General features: G+C 41.9%; 17 protein-coding genes. 10 read left to right on the plus strand and 7 right to left on the minus strand.

Annotated features, from left to right (window positions below):
- Nucleotides 1–15: 15 nt before the first annotated feature.
- The 3 genes from ushA to L1070_RS02140 all read right to left on the minus strand — a co-directional run bounded on the left by ushA (nt 16) and on the right by L1070_RS02140 (nt 2,381).
- Complete coding sequence (gene ushA, locus L1070_RS02130; protein ID WP_237124291.1) at nt 16–1,596, minus strand: bifunctional UDP-sugar hydrolase/5'-nucleotidase UshA; 1,581 nt, start codon at nt 1,594–1,596, stop codon at nt 16–18.
- A gap of 73 nt (nt 1,597–1,669) precedes the next feature.
- The gene (locus tag L1070_RS02135; protein ID WP_070983027.1) at nt 1,670–1,855 is read right to left on the minus strand and encodes a hypothetical protein; all 186 of its coding nucleotides are present in this window, start codon (nt 1,853–1,855) and stop codon (nt 1,670–1,672) included.
- Nucleotides 1,856–1,955: 100 nt separating this feature from the next.
- Complete coding sequence (locus L1070_RS02140) at nt 1,956–2,381, minus strand: MAPEG family protein (RefSeq protein WP_275423227.1); 426 nt, start codon at nt 2,379–2,381, stop codon at nt 1,956–1,958.
- 114 nt (nt 2,382–2,495) lie between these two features.
- On the opposite strand from L1070_RS02140, the gene L1070_RS02145 reads away from it, so the two are divergent.
- Both L1070_RS02145 and L1070_RS02150 read left to right on the plus strand, forming a co-directional pair.
- A complete protein-coding gene (locus L1070_RS02145; protein ID WP_237124292.1) occupies nt 2,496–5,378 on the plus strand; it encodes an insulinase family protein in 2,883 nt (960 codons plus the stop codon).
- Between the two features lie 60 nt (nt 5,379–5,438).
- On the plus strand, nt 5,439–5,948 hold the full coding sequence (locus L1070_RS02150; RefSeq protein ID WP_070983024.1) for a GNAT family N-acetyltransferase: 510 nt from the start codon (nt 5,439–5,441) through the stop codon (nt 5,946–5,948).
- Here L1070_RS02150 and L1070_RS02155 read toward each other — a convergent pair.
- From L1070_RS02155 to L1070_RS02165, 3 genes are read right to left on the minus strand one after another with little or no spacing between them, the layout of a single operon-like run.
- Nucleotides 5,920–6,534 (minus strand): PqiC family protein, encoded by a 615-nt coding sequence (locus L1070_RS02155; RefSeq protein WP_237124293.1) that lies wholly within the window; start codon nt 6,532–6,534, stop codon nt 5,920–5,922. The two genes, L1070_RS02150 and L1070_RS02155, sit on opposite strands and share 29 nt — an antisense overlap.
- Nucleotides 6,535–8,190: an intermembrane transport protein PqiB gene (gene pqiB / locus L1070_RS02160; protein WP_070983022.1), complete on the minus strand. Its 1,656-nt coding sequence runs from the start codon at nt 8,188–8,190 to the stop codon at nt 6,535–6,537.
- Nucleotides 8,183–9,391 carry a PqiA/YebS family transporter subunit gene (locus L1070_RS02165; RefSeq protein ID WP_237124294.1) on the minus strand — a complete coding sequence of 403 codons (1,209 nt, stop codon included), beginning with the start codon at nt 9,389–9,391 and terminating at the stop codon, nt 8,183–8,185. Before L1070_RS02165 ends, pqiB begins: the two co-directional genes overlap by 8 nt.
- Nucleotides 9,392–9,587: 196 nt before the next feature.
- Between L1070_RS02165 and L1070_RS02170 the strand changes: the two genes are divergently transcribed.
- Nucleotides 9,588–10,358 (plus strand): transporter substrate-binding domain-containing protein, encoded by a 771-nt coding sequence (locus L1070_RS02170; RefSeq protein ID WP_083330390.1) that lies wholly within the window; start codon nt 9,588–9,590, stop codon nt 10,356–10,358.
- On the opposite strand, the gene L1070_RS02175 is transcribed toward L1070_RS02170, so the two are convergent.
- The gene (locus tag L1070_RS02175) at nt 10,355–11,146 is read right to left on the minus strand and encodes a thioesterase family protein (protein ID WP_237124295.1); all 792 of its coding nucleotides are present in this window, start codon (nt 11,144–11,146) and stop codon (nt 10,355–10,357) included. The genes L1070_RS02170 and L1070_RS02175 overlap by 4 nt on opposite strands.
- Nucleotides 11,147–11,383: 237 nt before the next feature.
- Here L1070_RS02175 and dnaK point away from each other — a divergent pair, with 237 nt between their 5' ends.
- The 7 genes from dnaK (at nt 11,384) to L1070_RS02210 (ending at nt 20,985) form a co-directional block, all read left to right on the plus strand.
- Nucleotides 11,384–13,309 carry a molecular chaperone DnaK gene (dnaK, locus tag L1070_RS02180; protein ID WP_237124296.1) on the plus strand — a complete coding sequence of 642 codons (1,926 nt, stop codon included), beginning with the start codon at nt 11,384–11,386 and terminating at the stop codon, nt 13,307–13,309.
- A 122-nt stretch (nt 13,310–13,431) separates the two neighbouring features.
- Nucleotides 13,432–14,565 carry a molecular chaperone DnaJ gene (gene dnaJ / locus L1070_RS02185; protein WP_237124297.1) on the plus strand — a complete coding sequence of 378 codons (1,134 nt, stop codon included), beginning with the start codon at nt 13,432–13,434 and terminating at the stop codon, nt 14,563–14,565.
- Nucleotides 14,566–14,944: 379 nt separating this feature from the next.
- Nucleotides 14,945–15,403, plus strand: coding sequence for a Cys-tRNA(Pro) deacylase (ybaK, locus tag L1070_RS02190; protein WP_237124298.1), 459 nt, complete (start codon nt 14,945–14,947; stop codon nt 15,401–15,403).
- Between the two features lie 241 nt (nt 15,404–15,644).
- Nucleotides 15,645–16,481: an ion transporter gene (locus tag L1070_RS02195; RefSeq protein WP_237124299.1), complete on the plus strand. Its 837-nt coding sequence runs from the start codon at nt 15,645–15,647 to the stop codon at nt 16,479–16,481.
- Nucleotides 16,482–16,834: 353 nt separating this feature from the next.
- Complete coding sequence (locus L1070_RS02200) at nt 16,835–19,084, plus strand: acyl-CoA dehydrogenase (protein ID WP_237124300.1); 2,250 nt, start codon at nt 16,835–16,837, stop codon at nt 19,082–19,084.
- A gap of 120 nt (nt 19,085–19,204) precedes the next feature.
- A complete protein-coding gene (locus tag L1070_RS02205) occupies nt 19,205–20,164 on the plus strand; it encodes an aminoglycoside phosphotransferase family protein (protein ID WP_237124301.1) in 960 nt (319 codons plus the stop codon).
- Between the two features lie 2 nt (nt 20,165–20,166).
- A complete protein-coding gene (locus tag L1070_RS02210; protein ID WP_237124302.1) occupies nt 20,167–20,985 on the plus strand; it encodes a DMT family transporter in 819 nt (272 codons plus the stop codon).
- Nucleotides 20,986–21,000: the final 15 nt, after the last annotated feature.

Genomic DNA, 21,000 nt, shown 5'->3' on the forward strand with positions numbered 1-21,000 from the left:
GGCTCCCCAATATGCTCAAAGCAAGTTAACTTTTATAGGTGAATGGGTCTGCAAATATTGTTTTAGGACCTGAGCATCGGTTAAACTCGTTGGCTTGTAACCCGGCATATTTACGAGCGTCGGGTAGCCATCTCCACCTGATGCATTATAGCTGTTAATGCTCATTTTATAGGTTGCATTAAAATCAAGTGGCTTGCCATTAATCATGACATTGCTAAGTTTGCCATCACTGAAATCAAATGACAGACCGTAATATTGTAAGTAAGCTCCTGAATCTGGAGGAAAACGAGTGACCGTATTTAAGTACTTATATAACTCGTCACCTTGCCACTGCATCAAAGTGATACGGTTTTTAAAAGGATGTACTTTTAATATGTCTTTGTAGCTAACATCACCAGCTTCGATGCTGTGCCTAATACCGCCGCCGCTGATCAAGCCGAAATCGGCACCTACCGCCGCCATTTGCGCCTTAATAATTAAACTTGCCAATTTACTTTGTTTAAACCGCACGGTATTGCGTTTGCCATCAAGGTAACCATCGACAAAGCCCACGCTACCCTTTAATTTCTTTTCGCCAAATGCTTGATACGGTTGGAGTAATGCTTTCATTTTCGCATCTGGCTCAATGTATGCGTTAACAAATTCACCGTTGTTACTTTTTAAGTTGACTGGAATAAGCTCGTAACTAATAAGCGTTTTTATACCGTCTTCAATTTTAAACTCAGCCTTGCCAACATATTTCCCCCATTCATGCGCTTGCATGATCCAAACACCATTTTGTTTATCTGGCATACAGGCTTCACCTGGGGCAAATAGCTTATCTTGTCTACCTTGAGCGTCGACACATACTGGCTCTTGCGAATGTCCCCCAATTATCATGTCCAAAGTATCTGGGGCAATGCTGCGTGCTAGTGTCACATCTCCAGGCGCATTAATACCAAAATTAGCATCATGATAATGGCCCATGTGAGTGACCGCGATGACGACGTCGACATCATGTGATGTTTTAATTGCAGCAACGGTTGATTCCACGATCTCTGCTGGGTTCACAAACACGAGGTCGCCTAAATACTCAGGGTTGGCTATTTTGGCTGTGTCTGTTGTGGTGAGCCCTACAACGGCTATCTTCAAGCCTTGCTTTTCAATAAGCGTATAAGGTTGGTATGCATGACTTCGGTCGTTTGCGTGTAGAATATTGGCAGACAGCAGCGGGAAGTTTGCCCATTGTTGTTGTTTTTCTAACACGTGAAGTGGGTTGTCAAACTCGTGGTTACCAATCGCCATGGCATCATAACCAAGTAAGCTCATGCCTTTGAAGTCAGGCTCGGCAAACTGTAAATCTGACTCTGGAATACCTGTGTTTATGTCACCACCAGAGAGCAGTATAACAGCATGACCATTCTGGGCGGCTTGATTTTTTAACCGATCGATAAGTGTCTTACGGGCGGCCATACCATACTCGCCTTTTTCATTGTGCCAAAAGCGACCATGATTATCATTGGTATGAAGTACTGTTAAATATTGCGCTTCGCGATTAGAAGTGAGCTGACACGAAGAAAGAAATATACATAAAAGTACAGAAAGCAAAATGCGCATATAAACCTTTTTCAGGTAAATTCAAAATATGCGCCCATTTTAAACTAAAAACTCTAAATGGAAATGATAAAAATTATGAATTTTTAGTGCTAGCGCAGGCTGCGAACACGGCATCTTCTCGACGTGTTAATTCTTGCTTTGCTAGTTGTGACTTATCGTGGTTGACTTCAACCATCCAATTAAGAAAGCTAGCAGGGAGCTTAGTATAAGGTTCTCCAGCATGGAGCCCAAAATCACATATTGGCATTTCGTTGTTCATTCTATTCACCCGTTATGATTGCTGGGGACACATGCTAACAAAATATACCATTAGATAAAGAATTTTATGTTACATACTGCGCAGTTTTAATAATAACTAGTTATATAAATGTTGCTACAAGTGTTAGCCATTGCAGTAAGACGAACAAGCAGCCAAGCATAAATAATCTAAAGCGTGTTAAAACATGATTGTTTGTTAAATGAACCCAGCTGTGTGCAACGCGAGAAACAACAAATAGAGCGCCATTTACTGCAAAAAACCAGCCTGTAACTTGCAGATGCAACCCTAATAAGCAAGCCACAAAAAATAGCACCGGAATTTCAAATTGATTTTCAAAGTTTCTACTCGCAAGCTGTACATTTTCAGGCGCTTGTCCTAGCTGCATGGTTTTAAATGATGCTAAAGGAATATCACCTTTACGTGCGGCTGCAAAACGGCGCCTTCCCATGATCACCATCACAGAAAAAGTTAGAAAGACTTGTAAAAACATAGAGATAATTATAATTTTAGTTGGGGTGAAGAGCATAGTGATATAGTCCTTGGTTTACAGAGTGTTACAATCTCAATAGTTAATTAGTTGCAAAACATCACCATAGTAAAGACTATTGATGTCGTTAAGCAAATTTAAAATGGAATCGTTATGAAAAAGCTTGTTGCAATAAGTGTGTTAAGTCTTGCTGTAATGACAGGGTGCAGTAGCCATAGTCAGTCTGGCGTGAAGCGTCCTGCACCTTCTGTTTTAAGCCAAAAATTGGTGGTAAGCCCAAATGATGATCGAGCATATCAAACCTTAACCTTAGAAAATGGTATTGAGGTTATTCTTGTTTCCGATCCGAGTGTAGATAAGTCAGCCGCTGCGCTGAGTGTAGGTGTTGGGTTATTACAAGACCCGATGACACAGCAAGGTATGGCACACTATTTAGAACATATGCTGTTTTTAGGGACTGAGCGTTTTCCAGATTCCAGAGGGTACTCAGACTTCATGACAGAAAATGGCGGAGCTCATAACGCTTACACTTGGTTAGATATTACTAACTATATGTTTAAAGTAAACAATAATGCCTATGATGAAGCGCTAGATAGGTTCTCGGATTTCTTTAAATCACCAAAACTTTACCCTGAGTACACCGAAAAAGAAAAAAATGCTGTAAATGCAGAGTGGTCAATGCGACGTGAAATGGACTTTTTTGGCCAGTTTAAACTGGCTAGAAATATGCTGGGTGAGCACCCTGCAAACCGATTTTTACCAGGCAACTTAGAAACCTTAGGCGATAAGGAAGGCAGTAAGCTGCATGCTGAAACGGTGGCGTTTTATCAACGATACTATTCAGCCAACATCATGAAGTTAGCCATGATCTCTAGTGAACCGTTAGAGGAAATGGAGAAAAAAGCACGCGAGCATTTTTCCACAATAGAAAACAAAAATATTGAAAAACCTACCGTTACAGCTCAGTTAGACTTTTCAAAAATTGGTCAAAAGCGCATCCATTACAAGCCAAATGAAGACGTTAAGCAGCTAAAATTGGATTTTACGATTAAGAATAACATTGACCAATTTGCGGTTAAACCTAACTATTTTGTCACCTATCTGTTGAGCAATGAAATGCAGGGTAGCCCCGCACAGGTGCTAAAAGAGCAGGGGTTGATCTCGTCGCTTACAGCGGGCGCCAGTCCAGACCTGTACGGCAACTATGGTGTGCTGAGTATTGATATAAGTTTAACAGATAAAGGAATGCAAAATAGAGAACTTATTGTCGCGACAGTGATGCAATACATAGAGCTTATTAAGCATCAAGGGATAGACAGTAAGTATTTCGATGAAATTCGCACGTCCCTGAACAATCAATTTTTATTTCTAGAAAAAGGCGATGAATTTGGCTATGTAAGTAGTTTGACTGACAGTATGCAGAAATACCCTGTTAATCACGCAATCAACGCCAATTACTATTATGCTGAGTTTGATAAGGGGGCAGTAAAACAGGTTCTTAATCAGTTAGATAGCAAACATTTGCGTGTTTGGTACATCAGTAAAGAAGAGCCAACCGAGAGCCAGTTACATTTTTATGATGGCAAATATAAGATTACGGATATTCCTGAACAAGAGATTGCGAGTTGGTCTGAGCCTAGTCAAATGGCGCTACAATTGCCAAGTATTAATAGGCTGTTACCTGAGCAATTTGCAATCAAAACAACGGCAGAACAGGCGAAGTTAGGTGTTCAGAAAGCATATGAACAACCGGGGTTGGCTATTTGGCATACTCCGAGCGAGCGTTTTTCACATCAGCCTAAAGGTAGTCTGCATATTTATATCAATTCGCCAAAACGCATGGCAGATATTAATACCGACATAAGTTTAGCTCTGTGGTCAGACTTATTTGCAATTGCACAGAGCAAATTGCAAACCGAAGCGCTAGTGGCTGGTATGTCTTTGTCATTAACACCAAGTAACGGCATGGTAATGCGAGTTGCAGGGTTTACGGATAAGCAGTCTGAGTTACTCACTCAGAGTATGAAACATATTCGTGTTAATGTGTCCGAAGATGACTTCACACAAGCGGTAGACCGTTACGTTCGATCATTACTTAATGAAGGTAAACAGTTTCCAATTTATCAGGCATTTGGCCAGCTAGGAAAAATGATCCAAGCAGGACAATACGATACACAAGCTTTGATAGATGCAGCACAAAGCTTAACGTTAGAACAGTTCAATGCTATTCAAGATGGCGTGCTAAGAGAAAATCAGGTAAGAGTATTCAGCTATGGAAATTACAATCAGGATGACTTAAATCAAGTTGCACAGGCGATCACAGATGCATTACCTGAAGAAAAAGAACATACCAACTATGTGATGACCAAGTATTGGCAGCCGAAAGCTGGAGAAACGCTTGTTTGGCAGCAGGACATTGATGTCGCCGATGTTGCCATCATCGATATGCATGTTCATCCAAAGCCAGGTTATAAGCAAAAGGCGGCGGCGCTGATTTTACAAAATCATTTGAAAACTAACATCTTTGATACACTACGCACTGAAGAGCAACTCGCTTACGCCGTTGGAGCGACGGTGCGTAATATAGATGATTATTCTGCGTTGGGCTTTTATATTCAAACACCGGTGATGGATGTCCAGTCAATGCAGGCGCGTTTTGATACCTACAAACAAGAGTACGCGAAAAAGCTTGCACAACTGGATGAAGCGACTTTTGCACAACTGAAAAGCGCAGCCCTAGTGTCATTAAATGAAGAACCCAAGAACCTGAGCGATGAGCTATCACCTTTACTCACAGATTGGTATAGAGAAAGGTTTGAATACGACTCAAAAGAAAAGCTGGTAAAAGCAGTTGAGCTGGTAGAGCTTAAAGATGTTCAAAGTTACTATCAACAAACAATGTTAAACCCTGACGCTGCGAGGCTTAATATTCAGATGCGCGGGACTAAGTTTACAGAGAAGCCCTTCGCACAACTGCCCAAGCAGACAAAGCTTGTAACTTTGGAAGAGCTGTATAAGCGCATTACTTTACAGTAAATTGGACTCAAGGTGGGAGTGCTCTGTGCTCCCACCTGATTTGACTAAAGGTAGCCTACAATGACAATAATAAGAACCAATCGTTTAGCACTTCGTCGAGCGACTCTTGATGATGCTAACTTTGTTTTACAGTTGCTCAATCAACCAAGTTTTATCGACAACATTGCAGACAAAGACGTACGCACAGTTGAAAGCGCGCACAATTATATTCAAAAAGCTTTCTTAGAGCCTTATACTCAAAGCGCTAAAGCGCCATATATAGTTACACTGGATGATGGCACTGCCATCGGTGTTGCTGGTTTTTATCAACGGCCAACCTTTAATGTACCGGACCTTGGTTATGCTTTTTTAGATGGCTTTACAGGGAAAGGGTATGCAACTGAGGCGGCTATTGGGTTATTAGAGTTTGCGCGAGATAAACTTGCGTTAGAAACTGTCTTGGCGATAACATCGCCAAACAATGCACCTAGTGCAAAGCTGTTGCAAGCTTGTGGTTTTAGTTTTCAACAGGAGGTTATACTAGATAGTAGTAAGGAGCCTGCTAATTTATACCGCCTTGACTTTGAGTAATATCAATAAATTCAGAGGCTATCTCTTTGCTAAGTTCCTGCCATGAATTTTGTAGTGCTTGCACTAAAGGAGAAAAGCCGTTTTCCTTTAGTGGTTCCGTTAATGTAAACCTTCTATGCATGAGTAGTTCAGGGCTACCGTTTTGATAAGTGTAGACAAACCAACGACCACTGATTAGCGAGCCGACTGCATAATGTCCTGCAAAATCGTCGACAACAATCGACAATGTATAGCTGTTGAGTGGAGTAGCAGGGACTTCTGAATCTATAATTTTCCACGTCGGCAATTGCCCAGAAAGTGTATGAGTCAAAGAGCGTGTAAGCATATATCGAGGGTTTTCAGCCCAGAAGTGATATTGTGCGACTGAAACTATATTATTGTCTAACCGTTGCACAATACCTTGCTGATCGGCAGTGCCACTCATCTTAACGGTATTTACTTTTAATGTATGAGTATATTGATGTGCCTTTGAGTCTTGCTTTTGCGGCAGATCGATTGAAAAGCCATAATATTGGCTGGTTTTGCTTGTAGGATTACTACAAGCGCTCAACAACAAAATAAATAAACAGGTCCCAAGATGGCGCATTTACTTTTTCCTTGGTTCTGGGTCGTCAGGTGTTTGTTTATTGAAAATTATCATGTTTGGTTGTTCGTTTAAGCCTTTAGCAAACGGCTTTAACGTATTGGATAAACTTTCTAACTCTTCCAAGGTATCAGTCAGTTGTTCAACCATGGTTGAGTCTTGCTGATAATGGGTAAGTGTCTTTTCAAACTGCCTTAAGCTGGATGTTAACTGTGTTAACGTGACTTTGATAGTATCTAGGTTTTCATTCACTTTGTTAGTAGTACCAGATTGGTTAAATGAGCCAATTAATTCATTCATTTCCATTGCCAGTTGCCTATATTCTCTCAACGTTCCATCTAATTGGTCTAACGTCTTGTTTACTGGTAGGTCATTGAGTTTGTTTAATAGTTTAGTGACCTGTTCCGATAATGCGGTGAAGCCGCTTGAGACACTTGGCAGTGTTGGATAAAGCGAAGATGTCATCACGCGTGCGTCTGGCGCATCAGGGTAGAAATCTAGTTCTATATAGATCGCACCAGTTAACATATTGCCACTTTTTAACGAAGCTCTCAATCCATTTCTAATCCATTTTTCTATATGTTGCTGCCAATATTCTCGGGCAATCGCGCTGCGTTCAAATAAACGACCATATTCAATACGGATCAAAACTGGTATTGAGGTGCTATCTTGTTGAAAATATAAAGGCTGGCCATTGCGCTTTAATTGTGCAGGTGCTTGTTCAACCGTACCAATACGCATACCTCTGTATTCAACAGGCGCACCAGCGCGCAAACCCCGAATGGATTGTTCAAATTCAATCAGATAAAAATCATAGTCATCAAAACGTTGCTCCAGAGCTGTGGAAAAGTTTTCGTGTAAAGTGAAGCTCACCTGCTCTTGAGCAATTTCAGATGGGGCCTGATCAGGTGGATAGTCAACGGAAATACCTCCTTTGATTAGTTTCGATAAGCTGCCAGTTGATACATCTATGCCTTCTGTAGATAGATTAATGGATACCCCTGATGCGACCCAAAATATCATATTATTCGTGATGAGCTGGTCGTAGGGTGAGAAAATGAAGACCCCGTATTCCATTGCAAGATTATCAATATTGAAGTTAGCGGACTCTATTTGGCCGATTTTAAAATTACGAAAATAAATGCCAGTACCAACGTCTAAAACCTCCGCATGTTTGGATTTTAGCTTATATCGCTTACCCTCTATATCAGTGCCTATGAGTGCGGGTTCATCCTGCAAAGTAAATAATGAAGATTTCACTTTACTCGTTCCTGGTTCAAGCTCTAAATACACACCCGACAGCAGTGTGTTCATGCCTGAGATACCGGATTCGTCAATACGGGGTTTTACTACCCAAATTTTTGCATCGGAGGTTAGTAAAGGTTCATACATGGTATCGATTTGAACCTTAGCGATTACGGCATTTTGGTCCAGTTGTAAACGTAGCGATTCTACTTGACCGATTTTAACGCTACGCACTCTTACTTGGGTTTTGCCTGCGATAATGCCGTCAGCATTGGACATTTTCACAAAAACAGTATGGCCTTTATTTAATTGATGCTGGTATAACATCCAGATGGTTACGCATAGAGCGATAATTGGCACAAACCAAATAACGGAAAACTTAGGTTTTGACTCTATATATGCATGTTCACTCATGAGGGTTCAATCTATCCCATAAAATTCTTGGATCAAAGCTATGTACTGACATCATCTGACAAAGGACCATAACCGCGAAAAATACAATGCCAATCTGAGGTTCAACGGTTAAGACTGTACCCAGCTGTACCAAAGAGACCAAAATGATGACAACAAAAACATCAATCATTGACCATTTACCCATCCATTCCAACCATCTGTAAAGCTTTGATGCTTGTTCTACTTTTTTGCAGCGCTGGGTTTCAATAAGCAAATAAAATAATGCCAGTGCCTTGATGATTGGAATACAAATACTGGCAGCGAAAATAATAATGGCAACTGGATATGAACCATCTTGCCATAGAATAACAATACCAGAGAAAATTGTAGCAAAGGTATTCTGGCCAAGGTTAACTGTATTCATGATAGGCAATAGGTTTGCAGGTATCATCAGCACTAAGGCGGTAACCATCCATGCTAGGGCTCGGGCGTTAGCTTGTGGCTTTCGAAAGTGAGTTTTGGCATAACAGCGAGGGCAATGCGTGTCAGACGTTAACTGGCCGCACACACTACACTGCTTAAGCGCTTGCGATTTAGCGCTTTTACCGCAATGCAATGTTTTTGGTTCAAATTGAGGTTGCTGACGCTGCCAAAGTTCATTTTCATCGATCAGGGTCAGCAGCTCTATGAAACAAAACACAAATAGCACATACGACCAAAATCCATAGCCCAATTCTAGCTCGGCATACGCCATTAATTTGAACGCGCTTACCAACACAGCCACCAAAAAGATATCAGCAAGATTTAGAGGCATGATGTAACTCAAAGATTTTGAAATCCACCGCGCATTATGTGTGTTAAGTCGCGTCCACAATGCGCTTTGTGTAATGAGTACCAATGAACACACCGCAAGTGGCATCAGTAAAATCGTAAAAATAAAAACGAATGCCAGCATCGAACTATATGTCTCGCCCAGCAGCACGACTGCATCCCAAAGGCTGATTTGTTGCTTGAGGCCGTGTTGGCTAAATGAAATAAATGAGGGGTAGAGGCTAGAAAAAAGAAATAGCAAGGAGGCAACACTAAACGCATTGAGCCATTGTTGCTGGTTGCTGCGGCAACTAAGAAGTTGCGAGCCACAATATGGACATATTGCACGTTGTTGCTTTGCGATATGACCAACATTGATTATCTTGTCGCAGTGTTTACAAGCGAGTATCACACACTAATCTTCTAAATTCAGAACCTTACTCTTAGTGTGCGGCAAATATGAGGGGAGTGCAAATGTGTCATCAATGTTGGCGCTAATTGGCGGCGTTTTTGGTGCCCGCAACAACAGATACACAGGTGTTCAAAGCCCATATTTTACACTAGTATTTATGCTACGCAGTGAATTTGAATGCTGGACTAGGGGATATATGACACGAGTAATTTTAGCTATTTGGTTTAGCCTTTGCCTTGTTGCGATGTCTGCGGTGAAGGTAGAACACAGTGAGCAGATTATCGTTGCTGCAAGTCCACACTTACCGCCTTATGTGATCCAAAAAGGTGATGATGGGATTCAACTTCAAATACTTAAGCAGGCTTTTGCCCAACAGGGTATAACGAATGTAAAGGTTCTTTATATGCCTAACAAGAGAGCCGAGCAGCAGTTGCTCAGTGGGGAAGTTGATATTGCCTTAAACTTTCCTGCAAATTTAAAAGCGTTAGTTCACCAAAGCAATAGTTTACTGAGCTACCAAAATGTCGCGGTGTCTTTACGCGAAAATGCATTCAAGATAGATCAGGTAAGCGACCTAAAAGGCAAGAGTGTACTGGCCTTTCAAAATGCGCCTGCGTTTTTAGATGCGCCTTTTAAACGGATAACAAAATCATTGCTTTCCTATGAAGAAGTGGTTAATCAAGAGGCACAAATTGCGCACTTGATGAAGCGCAGAGTGGATGTAATCGTATTGGAACGGCGTATTTTTCTTTACTACTTAAGCCTGTATGAGCGCAGTAATGAGGTTTTGCCTTTTCGTGTTCATGCTATTTTTTCTGAAGCGCCAAGACCTGCACACTTTAGTGATGCATTATTAAAAGCAGTATTTGATGAAGGGCTGGCAAAAATTAAACAAAATGGTCAGTACCAAGCCATCATGGAATTTGATGGCAAGGATTATAGCAGTTTGAATTCAAAACAATTCTAATCAAATAAAGCCACTGTTTGACGCGTAAGCGCCAGCAACTCTCCGCGACTGCTCCAAATACAGCCATCCTCGAGTCCGTAGCCGTCTTTACAATGATGAGTGATTGCTTCGAATCCCAACCAATCGTCTGGATTAAGCTGTGGTTCACGAACAAACTCTAGGTACCAAGACATACTGCTTGCGGGAGCTGGCTGCTTATACATTTGTAATAGGGTAGGAGGCCATGCGTCTGTTAAGGCGATTATGTGTGCTTCATTCATACCCTGTGGTGTGTCTTTAAAGCGCATCCAGCCACCTAGATGAGAAGTGTCTACGCCGCTAAATGGCATCCCACCTTGTTGTGGGCACAAGGCAACATGTTGGAAGAACTCAGGCATTATACCTTTTTGATACGGCAGCATATGACGCTCATCAACAGGTTTTAAGGTCATATTCTTTGAGACATCAACGTGAACATTTGAACTGCGTCTGGCACCAAAGCACGCTTGTGTGATCACGACAATTTGCTCATCTTGAGTGATTTTAGCCATCACTTGGCTACTATTCTTGCCTGTGCGCAGAACTTCAACTTGAATTGTAAAATCTCGTTCGGCTAAAAGTGGACCGACAAAATTAGTGCTCAGCGACAGCAAACGGCGATCGCTGTCCACATGCTGTCTGATTGCTTGATACAGCAGTGCTGCTGAGAGCCCACCAAATGCGGTGCGACCCTGACACCAGTTTGCAGGAAATTGCATAGAGCCACTTCCCAGAGTCGCTGCTTGAGCCAATAATTGATCGAAATGCATAACATCCCCTAAAGACTTTTGTTTAGTGGGTTTATAGCACAACCCGCGAGGTCAGACCAGTTTAGTGAGATTAAAAAGAGGCAATAAATGTCCCTATTTTTTGACTAAAAAGCGGTCACGATGAAATAAAAGTAAAAAAAACGAAATTTTTTTCACTTTTAAGCTTGAATTCAATTTTGTCGCCCCTATTTACAAAGCATCTAACAGAACAACGAATTTTGAAGTCGGAGAAGATTCATGGGTAAAATTATTGGAATCGATTTAGGTACTACTAACTCTTGTGTAGCAGTACTAGATGGTGATAAAGCACGCGTTATCGAAAACGCTGAGGGTGATCGTACAACCCCTTCGATTATTGCATACACAGCAGAAGGTGAAACACTTGTAGGTCAGCCGGCTAAACGCCAGGCGGTGACAAACCCACAAAACACATTATTTGCAATTAAACGCTTAATCGGTCGTCGTTTTGAAGACGAAGAAGTACAGCGTGATATCAGCATCATGCCGTTCCAAATTGTGAAGGCTGACAATGGTGATGCTTGGGTTGAAGTACGTGGTGAAAAACGTGCTGCACCACAAATTTCAGCTGAAGTACTGAAAAAGATGAAGAAAACTGCTGAAGACTTCTTAGGTGAAGAAGTAACTGAAGCGGTTATCACAGTACCTGCATATTTCAACGACTCACAGCGTCAAGCAACTAAAGATGCTGGTCGTATCGCAGGCCTCGAAGTTAAGCGTATCATCAACGAACCTACAGCGGCTGCACTTGCTTATGGTATGGATAAAAAGCAAGGTGACAATGTTGTTGCTGTATACGACTTAGGTGGTGGTACATTTGATATTTCAATTATCGAAATTGACGAAGTAGATGGCGAGCACACATTTGAAGTACTAGCGACAAATGGTGACACACACCTAGGTGGTGAAGACTTTGATAACCGTGTAATTAACTACCTAGTTGCAGAGTTCAAGAAAGACCAAGGCATTGACCTTAAAACTGATCCGCTAGCAATGCAGCGTGTTAAGGAAGCTGCTGAAAAGGCGAAGATTGAGCTTTCTTCAGCACAGCAAACAGAGGTGAATCTACCTTATGTAACTGCTGATGCTACAGGTCCTAAACACATGAACGTTAAACTGACTCGCGCTAAGCTTGAGTCACTGGTTGAAGATCTAGTTGCTAAGTCTATTGAGCCGCTTAAGCGTGCACTAGCTGACGCTGACCTATCAGTGGGTGATGTAAACGACATCATTCTAGTTGGTGGTCAAACACGTATGCCGCTAGTTCAAAAGACCGTTGCTGAGTTCTTCGGTAAAGAGCCTCGTAAAGACGTTAACCCTGATGAAGCAGTTGCAGTAGGTGCAGCGGTTCAAGGTGGTGTACTTGCAGGAGACGTGAAAGACGTTCTACTACTTGACGTATGTCCTCTATCTCTTGGTATCGAGACGATGGGTCAAGTGATGACAGCACTGATTGAGAAAAACACGACTATCCCAACTAAGAAGTCGCAAACTTTCTCAACAGCTGAAGATAATCAGTCTGCGGTAACGATTCACGTACTACAAGGTGAGCGTAAGCGTTCAAGCGATAATAAGTCTCTAGGTCAATTTAATCTAGAAGGTATTCGCCCAGCACAGCGTGGTGTACCGCAAATCGAAGTTACATTTGATGTTGATGCGGATGGTATCTTACATGTATCTGCAAAAGATAAAGATACAGGTAAAGAGCAGAAGATCACTATCCAAGCTTCTTCTGGTTTAAGCGACGATGAAGTAGAGAAAATGGTACGTGATGCAGAAGCGAACGCGGAAGAAGATAAAAAGTTCGAGGAACTAGTATCTTCACGTAACCAAGCGGATGCAATGGTTCACGGTACGCGCAAGCAAATCGAAGAAGCAGGCGATGCACTACCAGCTGAAGACAAAGAAGCGATTGAAGGGGCGCTCAGCGACCTTGAAACCGCTATCAAAGGCGACAACAAAGAAGAAATCGACGCGAAAGTACAAGCGCTTGCGGAGAAATCTCAAAAGCTAATGGAAATTGCACAAGCTAAAGCACAGGCTGGCCAACCTGGTCCTGATGCTGGCGCTCAGCAAGGTTCTTCAAAGCAAGACGACGATGTTGTTGACGCTGAGTTTGAAGAAGTTAAAGACGACAATAAGTAATTGTTGACTTGTAAGGGCGCGCTGGCGAATTTCGCTTGTCGCGCCCTTAGTGTATGTAAATTTTGGCCCAAGGCCAGTTGATGAGCTTAGGCACATCATTTAACTAGAGTAATGTGATAACTATGTCAAAACGTGATTATTACGAAGTACTAGGCGTTAGCAAAGATGCCAGCGAACGTGACATAAAGAAGGCGTACAAACGCTTGGCAATGAAGTATCACCCAGATAGAACGGCGGGTAATGCTGAGCTAGAAGCTAAGTTTAAAGAAGTAAAAGAAGCTTACGAAGTACTAACTGATAGCCAAAAGCGTCAGATGTATGACCAATACGGCCATGCAGCCTTTGATCAGAATGGCGGTGGCCACGGCGGTTTCGGCGGCGGTCATGGTGACTTTGGCGATATTTTTGGCGACGTATTCGGTGATATTTTTGGTGGCGGTGGGCGTCGTCAATCTCGTCAACAGCGTGGTGCTGACCTTCGTTACAACATGGACCTTTCACTTGAAGAAGCGGTGCGTGGTAAAGAAGTTGAAATTAAAGTCCCAACATGGGTTAGCTGTAGTCCTTGTGATGGCAGTGGTGCAAAAGCAGGTTCTAAACCTAAAACTTGTACTACCTGTCATGGCGCAGGTCAGGTGCAAATGCGTCAGGGCTTTTTTGCAGTTCAGCAAACTTGTCCAACCTGTCAAGGAACGGGGTCTATCATTTCAGATCCATGTAACAAGTGTCACGGGCAAGGTCGCGTAGAGAAAACTAAAACTCTGAACGTGAAGATCCCAGCGGGTGTTGATACTGGTGACCGTATTCGCCTGTCAGGCGAGGGGGAAGCTGGGTTACACGGCGCGCCAGCGGGAGATTTATATGTTCAAGTAGCGGTACGTGAGCACCCGATTTTTACTCGTGACGGCAATAACTTGTACTGTGAAGTACCTATCAGTTTCAGCACCGCGGCATTGGGCGGCGAAATTGAGGTACCAACGCTTGATGGCCGAGCGAATCTAAAGATCCCAGCAGAGAGCCAAACGGGTAAGATGTTCCGCATGCGTGGTAAGGGCGTTAAGTCTGTACGCAGTGGTGCTGTGGGAGACTTGATCTGCAAAGTCGTACTCGAGACTCCGGTTAATTTAAACGAACGTCAAAAAGAGCTATTGAAAGAGTTTGAAGAGAGCATGGGGGGTGAGAACAGCAAGAATCGTCCTAAAGCTCAGGGCTTTTTCGATGGTGTGAAAAAGTTTTTTGATGACCTAACAAAATAGCATCATAAATCATTAAAAAACGGCGCATTATGCGCCGTTTTTGTTTGTGCTGAATTAATTAAGCAGCACTAAGTAATCATGTTTGCTTTCACATATACAGGCCACCGTTTGGTCATATCTACCCAGTAACAACTGTCCTGTTTTACAACCTAATAATTCACATTTGGCGCTACAAGCGAGCGTGTCACTCCACATCAAGTATTCATCCTGCAAGAATTTTAGTAGCACCAGAAAAACAATCACTGTGAATAGGACAAAAAGATACTTTTTAAACATGGCTAACATCTTTTTAGTTCATAGTGACAATATAATACTTTAGTCTAATGTGTGGTTTTGTCTACTTTGTTGTAACTTAATTAGGATAACTAAGAGGGAAATCATGACGCCTGCAATTAACTTATTGGAAAAACAAGGGGTTCAATTTCAAATACTTAAATTTGAACATGAACCATCACAACATGGCTTTGCCAATGAAGCCGCTGAGAAATTGGGGCTGATCGCTGAGCAGGTCTTTAAAACCTTGCTTGTGGAGGTGGATGGAGTATTGAATGTGGCTATTTTGCCTGCAACAAGGCAAGTCGATCTAAAGGCATTTGCAAAGGCGTGTAAAGGTAAAAAGGCCATAATGGCGGATGCTAAAAAAGCCCAAACTGCTACAGGTTATTTAATCGGTGGGATCAGTCCCTTTGCGCAAAAGAAGCGTCTTAACACTTTGCTCCATAGCGATGCAAAAAAATTTGGAAAAATATATGTTAGTGCTGGAAAGCGTGGGCTGGAGGTTGAAGTTGCTCCTGAAGATTTAGTTCGACTGTGCAATGCCCAATTTAGACCGTTTTGAACAAACGGCACAACGGAAAAAATAGAGCGCACTGACAATGTTACATTCTTAAATACTCTTAGTGATAGTGTGTATATAGTGCTCGCTCCATTGGTGTTTTTTCTATCGAAATTTTAGGTTATAAGCTGATATTTCATCACTATTTTTCTTTATGTTTTAATAATAAATAGCTCCCTCAACTGCCGCCTTATAGATATAATCACGCAAGTTTCAAAACTCACTTATAAATTTTTGGTAGCGTATGTACGAAAATATCAAATATCAACTAAACACTTTGAAGAACAACAAAGCGTTTGAGCTTTCAGTGGTTGCTGTGATTATTATTTCAGCCCTTGAAATAGGGGCGAAGACCTTTCCGCTCTCTAGTGGCGCTGTTTCTGTTACTCATGTGTTGGATATCTTTATCACGTTGTTTTTTCTGTTTGAAATAGCTGTGCGCTTTATCGCTGATGAGGATAAGAAGCGCTTTTTTACCAAAGGGTGGAATGTTTTCGACACGTTAGTTGTGGTGATCAGCTTGATCCCCGTTAATGATAGTGAAATGGCACTTTTGGCGCGACTCGTCAGGGTATTCAGGGTGCTTAGGATGGTGTCTGTCGTACCAGAGCTTAGAGTATTAATAAATTCGTTATTGAAAGCGTTGCCGCAATTGGGCTATGTTATTTTATTGATGTTTATAATCTTTTATATATATGCGGCTATTGGCAGTTTCGTATTCAATGATATAAACCCAAAATTGTGGGGAGATATCGCAATATCTATGCTGACTCTATTTAGAATTATGACATTTGAAGATTGGACAGATATTCAATATGAAACAATGGAAGTCTATCCAATGTCTTGGGTATTTTACTTAACCTTTATATTTTTCACTGCTTTTGCATTTTTAAACATGGTTATAGGCATCGTTGTTAATGTTATGGAAGACGAGCGCTCAAAGCTCAAGAAGGCGAAAGATGAAGCTCGCAATGTGCCGACCATAGAAGATTTACATAACGAAATTCAACAGTTGAAAGCATTGATCGTGCAGCAACAGCAAAATCAGGAAGAGAACTGTCGAAAAGACAGCAAGGTATAGGCTTGCTCAATATCAGATTTAGTAAACATGTGGCATTAAGTTGATACTAATAACTTAAAACTGATACCTCAAATTAGTAAGCGGGATAGCCAATAGGTCTGTCCTGTTTACTATAACCTTTTTACAGCCTTCAAAAGTTTGAAGCCGTATATACAGAATTCACCCACTAACCCTTCTAGACTGCAAAAATCAATATTTCAGCGTACACGTGTAAGCTTTTAATTTACTTATAAATATTCTTAATCAAATGAAACCGTAGTAAAAAACTAGTAAAAAATGTTTCTAGAGTGATTGATCTATTGTCATTTTTATGCCGTAATGTAGGTATATCTATCTGGTCGGATGAGTTGATTATGAGTTTAAGAACACAACTAAAGAAAGTATTACCAAGCATTTCAGTAACCGAACAAGAAGCATTAGATGCTGGTGATGTATGGCTTGAAGGGTCTATTTACCAAGGAAAGCCTGATTTTGACGCGCTAAGAGCTGTGCCAGAAGCAAAACTAAGTGCAGATGAGCAAGCGTTCTTAGACGGTCCTGTTAAAGAACTAATGGCAATGATCGATGATTCTGTTATCCAAAACAGTAAACATTTGCCAGAACATATATTAGAGTTTTTGAAAAAAGAGCGATTCTTTTCGCTTATTATTCCTAAATCATTTGGCGGTCTTGAGTTTAGCCCATACGCGAACTCTACAATTGTTGGTACTATTGCAACAAAATCTTCTGCAGTTGCGGTGACGGTAATGGTTCCTAACTCGTTAGGCCCAGGTGAACTATTGCTTCACTATGGTACTGAGGAGCAGCAAGCACATTATTTACCTCGTCTTGCAAATGGCCGTGAAATTCCATGTTTTGCGTTAACAAGTCCTGAAGCGGGTTCTGATGCTGGCGGTATCCCTGATATTGGTATCGTGAAAAAAGGTCAATACAACGGCGAAGAAGTGATTGGTTTAGAAGTGACATGGGATAAGCGCTATATTACCTTGGCACCTATTGCTACAGTACTAGGTTTGGCGTTCAAAGTTGAAGATCCAGATGCTCTACTAGGTGGTAAAGAGCATTTAGGTATCACGTGTGCACTGATTCCTAAGTCACATCCAGGAGTGGAGCTAGGAAACCGCCACGACCCTATGGGTATTCGCTTTTATAACGGTACTACGCGTGGCAATAAAGTGTTTATTCCTATGGACTTCATCATTGGTGGCCAGAAGAATATTGGTCGCGGTTGGCAAATGCTCGTAAGCTGTCTGGGAGCGGGACGTGGTATTTCTCTTCCTGCGTTAGGTGTTTCAACAGCACAGGTTGCATTAAAATCAGCCTCAGAATATGCTGCTGTGCGAGAGCAATTTGGTCTATCAATTGGTCAGTTTGAAGGCATTCAAGAAAAACTTGCTGACATCGCGGGTAAAACTTATTTGCAAGAAGCGATGCGAGTGTTAACCACTGAAGGTTTGGGCATGGGCCTTAAGCCATCTGTAGTTACAGCAATCGCTAAATACCACATGACGGAAATCGGTCGTGATGTATTAGACTCAGCAATGGATATTCAAGCTGGTAAAGCGATTCAAAATGGTCCACAAAACACCCTAGCAAGTGGTTATGTCGCACAACCAATCGCAATTACGGTTGAAGGTGCGAACATTCTTACTCGTAACTTGATGATTTTTGGTCAAGGTGTAATGCGTTGTCACCCGTATCTACAGTCTATGGTTGAGTCGATTCACAGCCAAGAAAAAGATGCAGATATAACCTTTAATAAGATTTTACGTAAAACAGTGGGTTATAGCGTTGCGAACAGTCTTCGAGCGTTCCGCCTTGGCTTATTACCATTTACAGCTGGAAGTAAGTCACAGTTGCCAGAAGTACAAGCTTATGAAAAAGCTGCACACCAGCTCTCAGCCAAGCTTGCTGTTTATGCGGATTTCTCGTTACTAGTATTGGGTGGTAAATTAAAGCAAGCAGAAATGTTGTCAGCACGTTTAGGTGATGTGATGAGCTATTTATATGCGGCTATGGCATCGATTAAGTACTATGAGCAGAAAGTAGCCGTTGCTGATAGACAAGCTGCAGCACCATACTTTCACTATGCAACACGCTGGGCATTGCAAAATGCAGAAAACGCACTGCATAAGTTCTTAGATAACTTCCCAGCGTCTGGCACTCGCAAGTTTATGCGTGTCATTACAATGCACTACACACATAGAATGCCAGCAATCAGCGATGATCTAGTACGTGAGCTTGCGAAAGCTGCTCAGTTAGATACAGCGTTTAAAGCACAGCTAACGCACTTGATTAAACCAACAGCTGGTGATGGTCATGATATTAATGAACAAGCCTACAAAGCTAAAATGGCATGTTTAGACTTGCTATCTAAAGTGAAGAAAGCACTTCGTAGCAAACAGATAAAAGCGGGTGTACGTTTCTCTGAAACACTTGATAATGCGCTTGCTGCAAATCTAATTAGTTCACAAGAATATGCTCAGCTGATTGATTATAACAAGAAGCGTGAAAAAGCGATTCGTGTGGATGAATTTGATTTTGATATGAATTTGCTAGATGACAATGCACAGCCTGTTGAGAAGGTTCAACAAGCGAGTTAACGCTCAACAATGCCTTAAGTGCCAGCAGTATCGGCACTTAATTACATTTAAAGCCCCTGAACATTAGGTCAGGGGCTTTTTTTATTGCCAGAAAATGTTAGCGTTTAAGGCAAATAGATAATGAATGCCCCAAGTATGCTTTACGAAATACTAAGTGAAAAGTTCAATGATATTATAGATAAAGAAAGCAGTAGTCAGCTTTGGAGTGGCTGTGGCTGTGTAAACAGAATGTGTTTAGATGGCATGGATGTAGTGGTTAAATTTGCTCAGGTCCCCACACAGCTCATCCATAGAAACATTGTACAAACTGATTTTGCACTGGCGCGTAAGTTAAAATCATATCAAATAGAATTAGCGTTTTATCAACAACAAGCGGCTCGACTTGATGGTGTTTGTTTAGTACCGAAGCCCATACACGCTGTGCAGCGAGATTGTACGACTTGTCTTGTATTGTCGGACTTCTCTGGTGATGGATTTCGCGCAGAAAGTGACCCTTGCACAGAACATCATCATCAAGTACTAACTTGGCTGGCAGATTTTCATAGTTATTTTATGATCCAAAATGACATTGGCTGGCAGGAGGGGGGGTACTGGCATTTGGCGACACGGCCCGATGAATTTCAAAGGATGGCTCATAGCGAGCTAAAAACACATGCAAACAGCATTGCTGCGCTTATCCGAGATTGTCCATATCGCACACAAATTCATGGTGATGCCAAAATCGCAAATTTTGTATTTAACTCAGAATTAGCTGTGCTGGGGTATGATTTTCAATATCTGGGTTCAGGGTTGGGGATTCAGGATGTCATGCTGTATTTCACGAGTGTATTTGATAATGATGGTCTGTACACTCATGCTGACGAATTGCTTGAATACTACTTTGTAAAGCTGGCTGATAACCTAATTACGAAACATAGTATGCAAAATTCTCGGGATATTGTGAGTTGTTGGCGAGAGTTATGGCCTGTGGTGTGGTCAGACTTTCACCGCTTTTTATTGGGGTGGAAGCCGGATCATTTTAAGATTAACGACTATATGTGCGAGCAGTCACAAAATACATTAAGACTAGTCAGAGGTTAGTTATGTTGTTTGCAATGTTGAGTGCACTGAGCTGGGCTGGCTTTGATTTTTGCCGTAAGAAGTTGGCTGCCTATTACAGTGCGCCATTGATGTCGGTTGTTTTTAGTCTCAGTGTGTTACCGGTTTTTTTAGTGCTGTGGTTGTACGCTGGCGCGCAGCTTCCGACGGTTGAATATTTTTTACCCGCCAGTGTAAGTGGATTGCTCGCAGCTGTAGCGAGCGTTTCATTTATTCGCGCGCTTGCAATTGGAAAAATCGCGATTGTGTTGTCCATGCTGTCCTTTACACCAGTGTGTTCTGCTTTGCTTGCATGGCTTTGGCTAAATGAGCCACTCACAACTGCGCAAGTATTGGGGATTGTGGGTATAGTTGGGGGATCGTTTTGGCTCATGGGCACACGATTTAAAGCTACTGAGAGCGGCATCTGGCATGCTTTACTGACCTCATTATGTTGGGGCTTTAGTATTGTTATCGATAAGTATGCGCTGCAATACGGTGATAAAGCGTTTCATGCCACCTACATCACTGTCATAGTGTTGAGTGCAACGGCTTTGGTGTTAGGTGTGCGCGTTAAGGCTGCTGACATTCAAAAACATGTTGGCTGGTGGGGACTGTCTGCTTTAGTGTTTTCCAGTGCGGTGATCCTTCAGCTTGTGGCAATAGAGCTCATGCAACCTGGGATTGTTGAAGGATTAAAGCGTTCGGTAGGAATTACTAGCGCAATGCTGCTGGGCGCTTGGGTCTTCAAAGAGCAACTAACAATTAAGCAAAGAGTGGCGATTATTTTTATGCTGTTGAGCACGCTTATACTGTTGCTATAAAAAAACGCCCGATAT

Source organism: Pseudoalteromonas sp. MMG022, from assembly GCF_021654245.1.
Lineage (GTDB): Bacteria > Pseudomonadota > Gammaproteobacteria > Enterobacterales > Alteromonadaceae > Pseudoalteromonas > Pseudoalteromonas amylolytica.

Coding starts and splice junctions, on each gene's coding strand:
- ybaK (WP_237124298.1), top strand. CDS start 14,945: ATGACGCCTGCAATTAACTTATTGGAAAAACAAGGGGTTCAATTTCAA.
- L1070_RS02200 (WP_237124300.1), top strand. CDS start 16,835: ATGAGTTTAAGAACACAACTAAAGAAAGTATTACCAAGCATTTCAGTA.
- dnaJ (WP_237124297.1), top strand. CDS start 13,432: ATGTCAAAACGTGATTATTACGAAGTACTAGGCGTTAGCAAAGATGCC.
- L1070_RS02140 (WP_275423227.1), bottom strand. CDS start 2,381: ATGCTCTTCACCCCAACTAAAATTATAATTATCTCTATGTTTTTACAA.
- L1070_RS02150 (WP_070983024.1), top strand. CDS start 5,439: ATGACAATAATAAGAACCAATCGTTTAGCACTTCGTCGAGCGACTCTT.
- pqiB (WP_070983022.1), bottom strand. CDS start 8,190: ATGAGTGAACATGCATATATAGAGTCAAAACCTAAGTTTTCCGTTATT.
- L1070_RS02135 (WP_070983027.1), bottom strand. CDS start 1,855: ATGAACAACGAAATGCCAATATGTGATTTTGGGCTCCATGCTGGAGAA.
- L1070_RS02145 (WP_237124292.1), top strand. CDS start 2,496: ATGAAAAAGCTTGTTGCAATAAGTGTGTTAAGTCTTGCTGTAATGACA.
- L1070_RS02195 (WP_237124299.1), top strand. CDS start 15,645: ATGTACGAAAATATCAAATATCAACTAAACACTTTGAAGAACAACAAA.
- L1070_RS02210 (WP_237124302.1), top strand. CDS start 20,167: ATGTTGTTTGCAATGTTGAGTGCACTGAGCTGGGCTGGCTTTGATTTT.
- L1070_RS02170 (WP_083330390.1), top strand. CDS start 9,588: ATGACACGAGTAATTTTAGCTATTTGGTTTAGCCTTTGCCTTGTTGCG.
- ushA (WP_237124291.1), bottom strand. CDS start 1,596: ATGCGCATTTTGCTTTCTGTACTTTTATGTATATTTCTTTCTTCGTGT.
- dnaK (WP_237124296.1), top strand. CDS start 11,384: ATGGGTAAAATTATTGGAATCGATTTAGGTACTACTAACTCTTGTGTA.
- L1070_RS02175 (WP_237124295.1), bottom strand. CDS start 11,146: ATGCATTTCGATCAATTATTGGCTCAAGCAGCGACTCTGGGAAGTGGC.
- L1070_RS02205 (WP_237124301.1), top strand. CDS start 19,205: ATGAATGCCCCAAGTATGCTTTACGAAATACTAAGTGAAAAGTTCAAT.
- L1070_RS02155 (WP_237124293.1), bottom strand. CDS start 6,534: ATGCGCCATCTTGGGACCTGTTTATTTATTTTGTTGTTGAGCGCTTGT.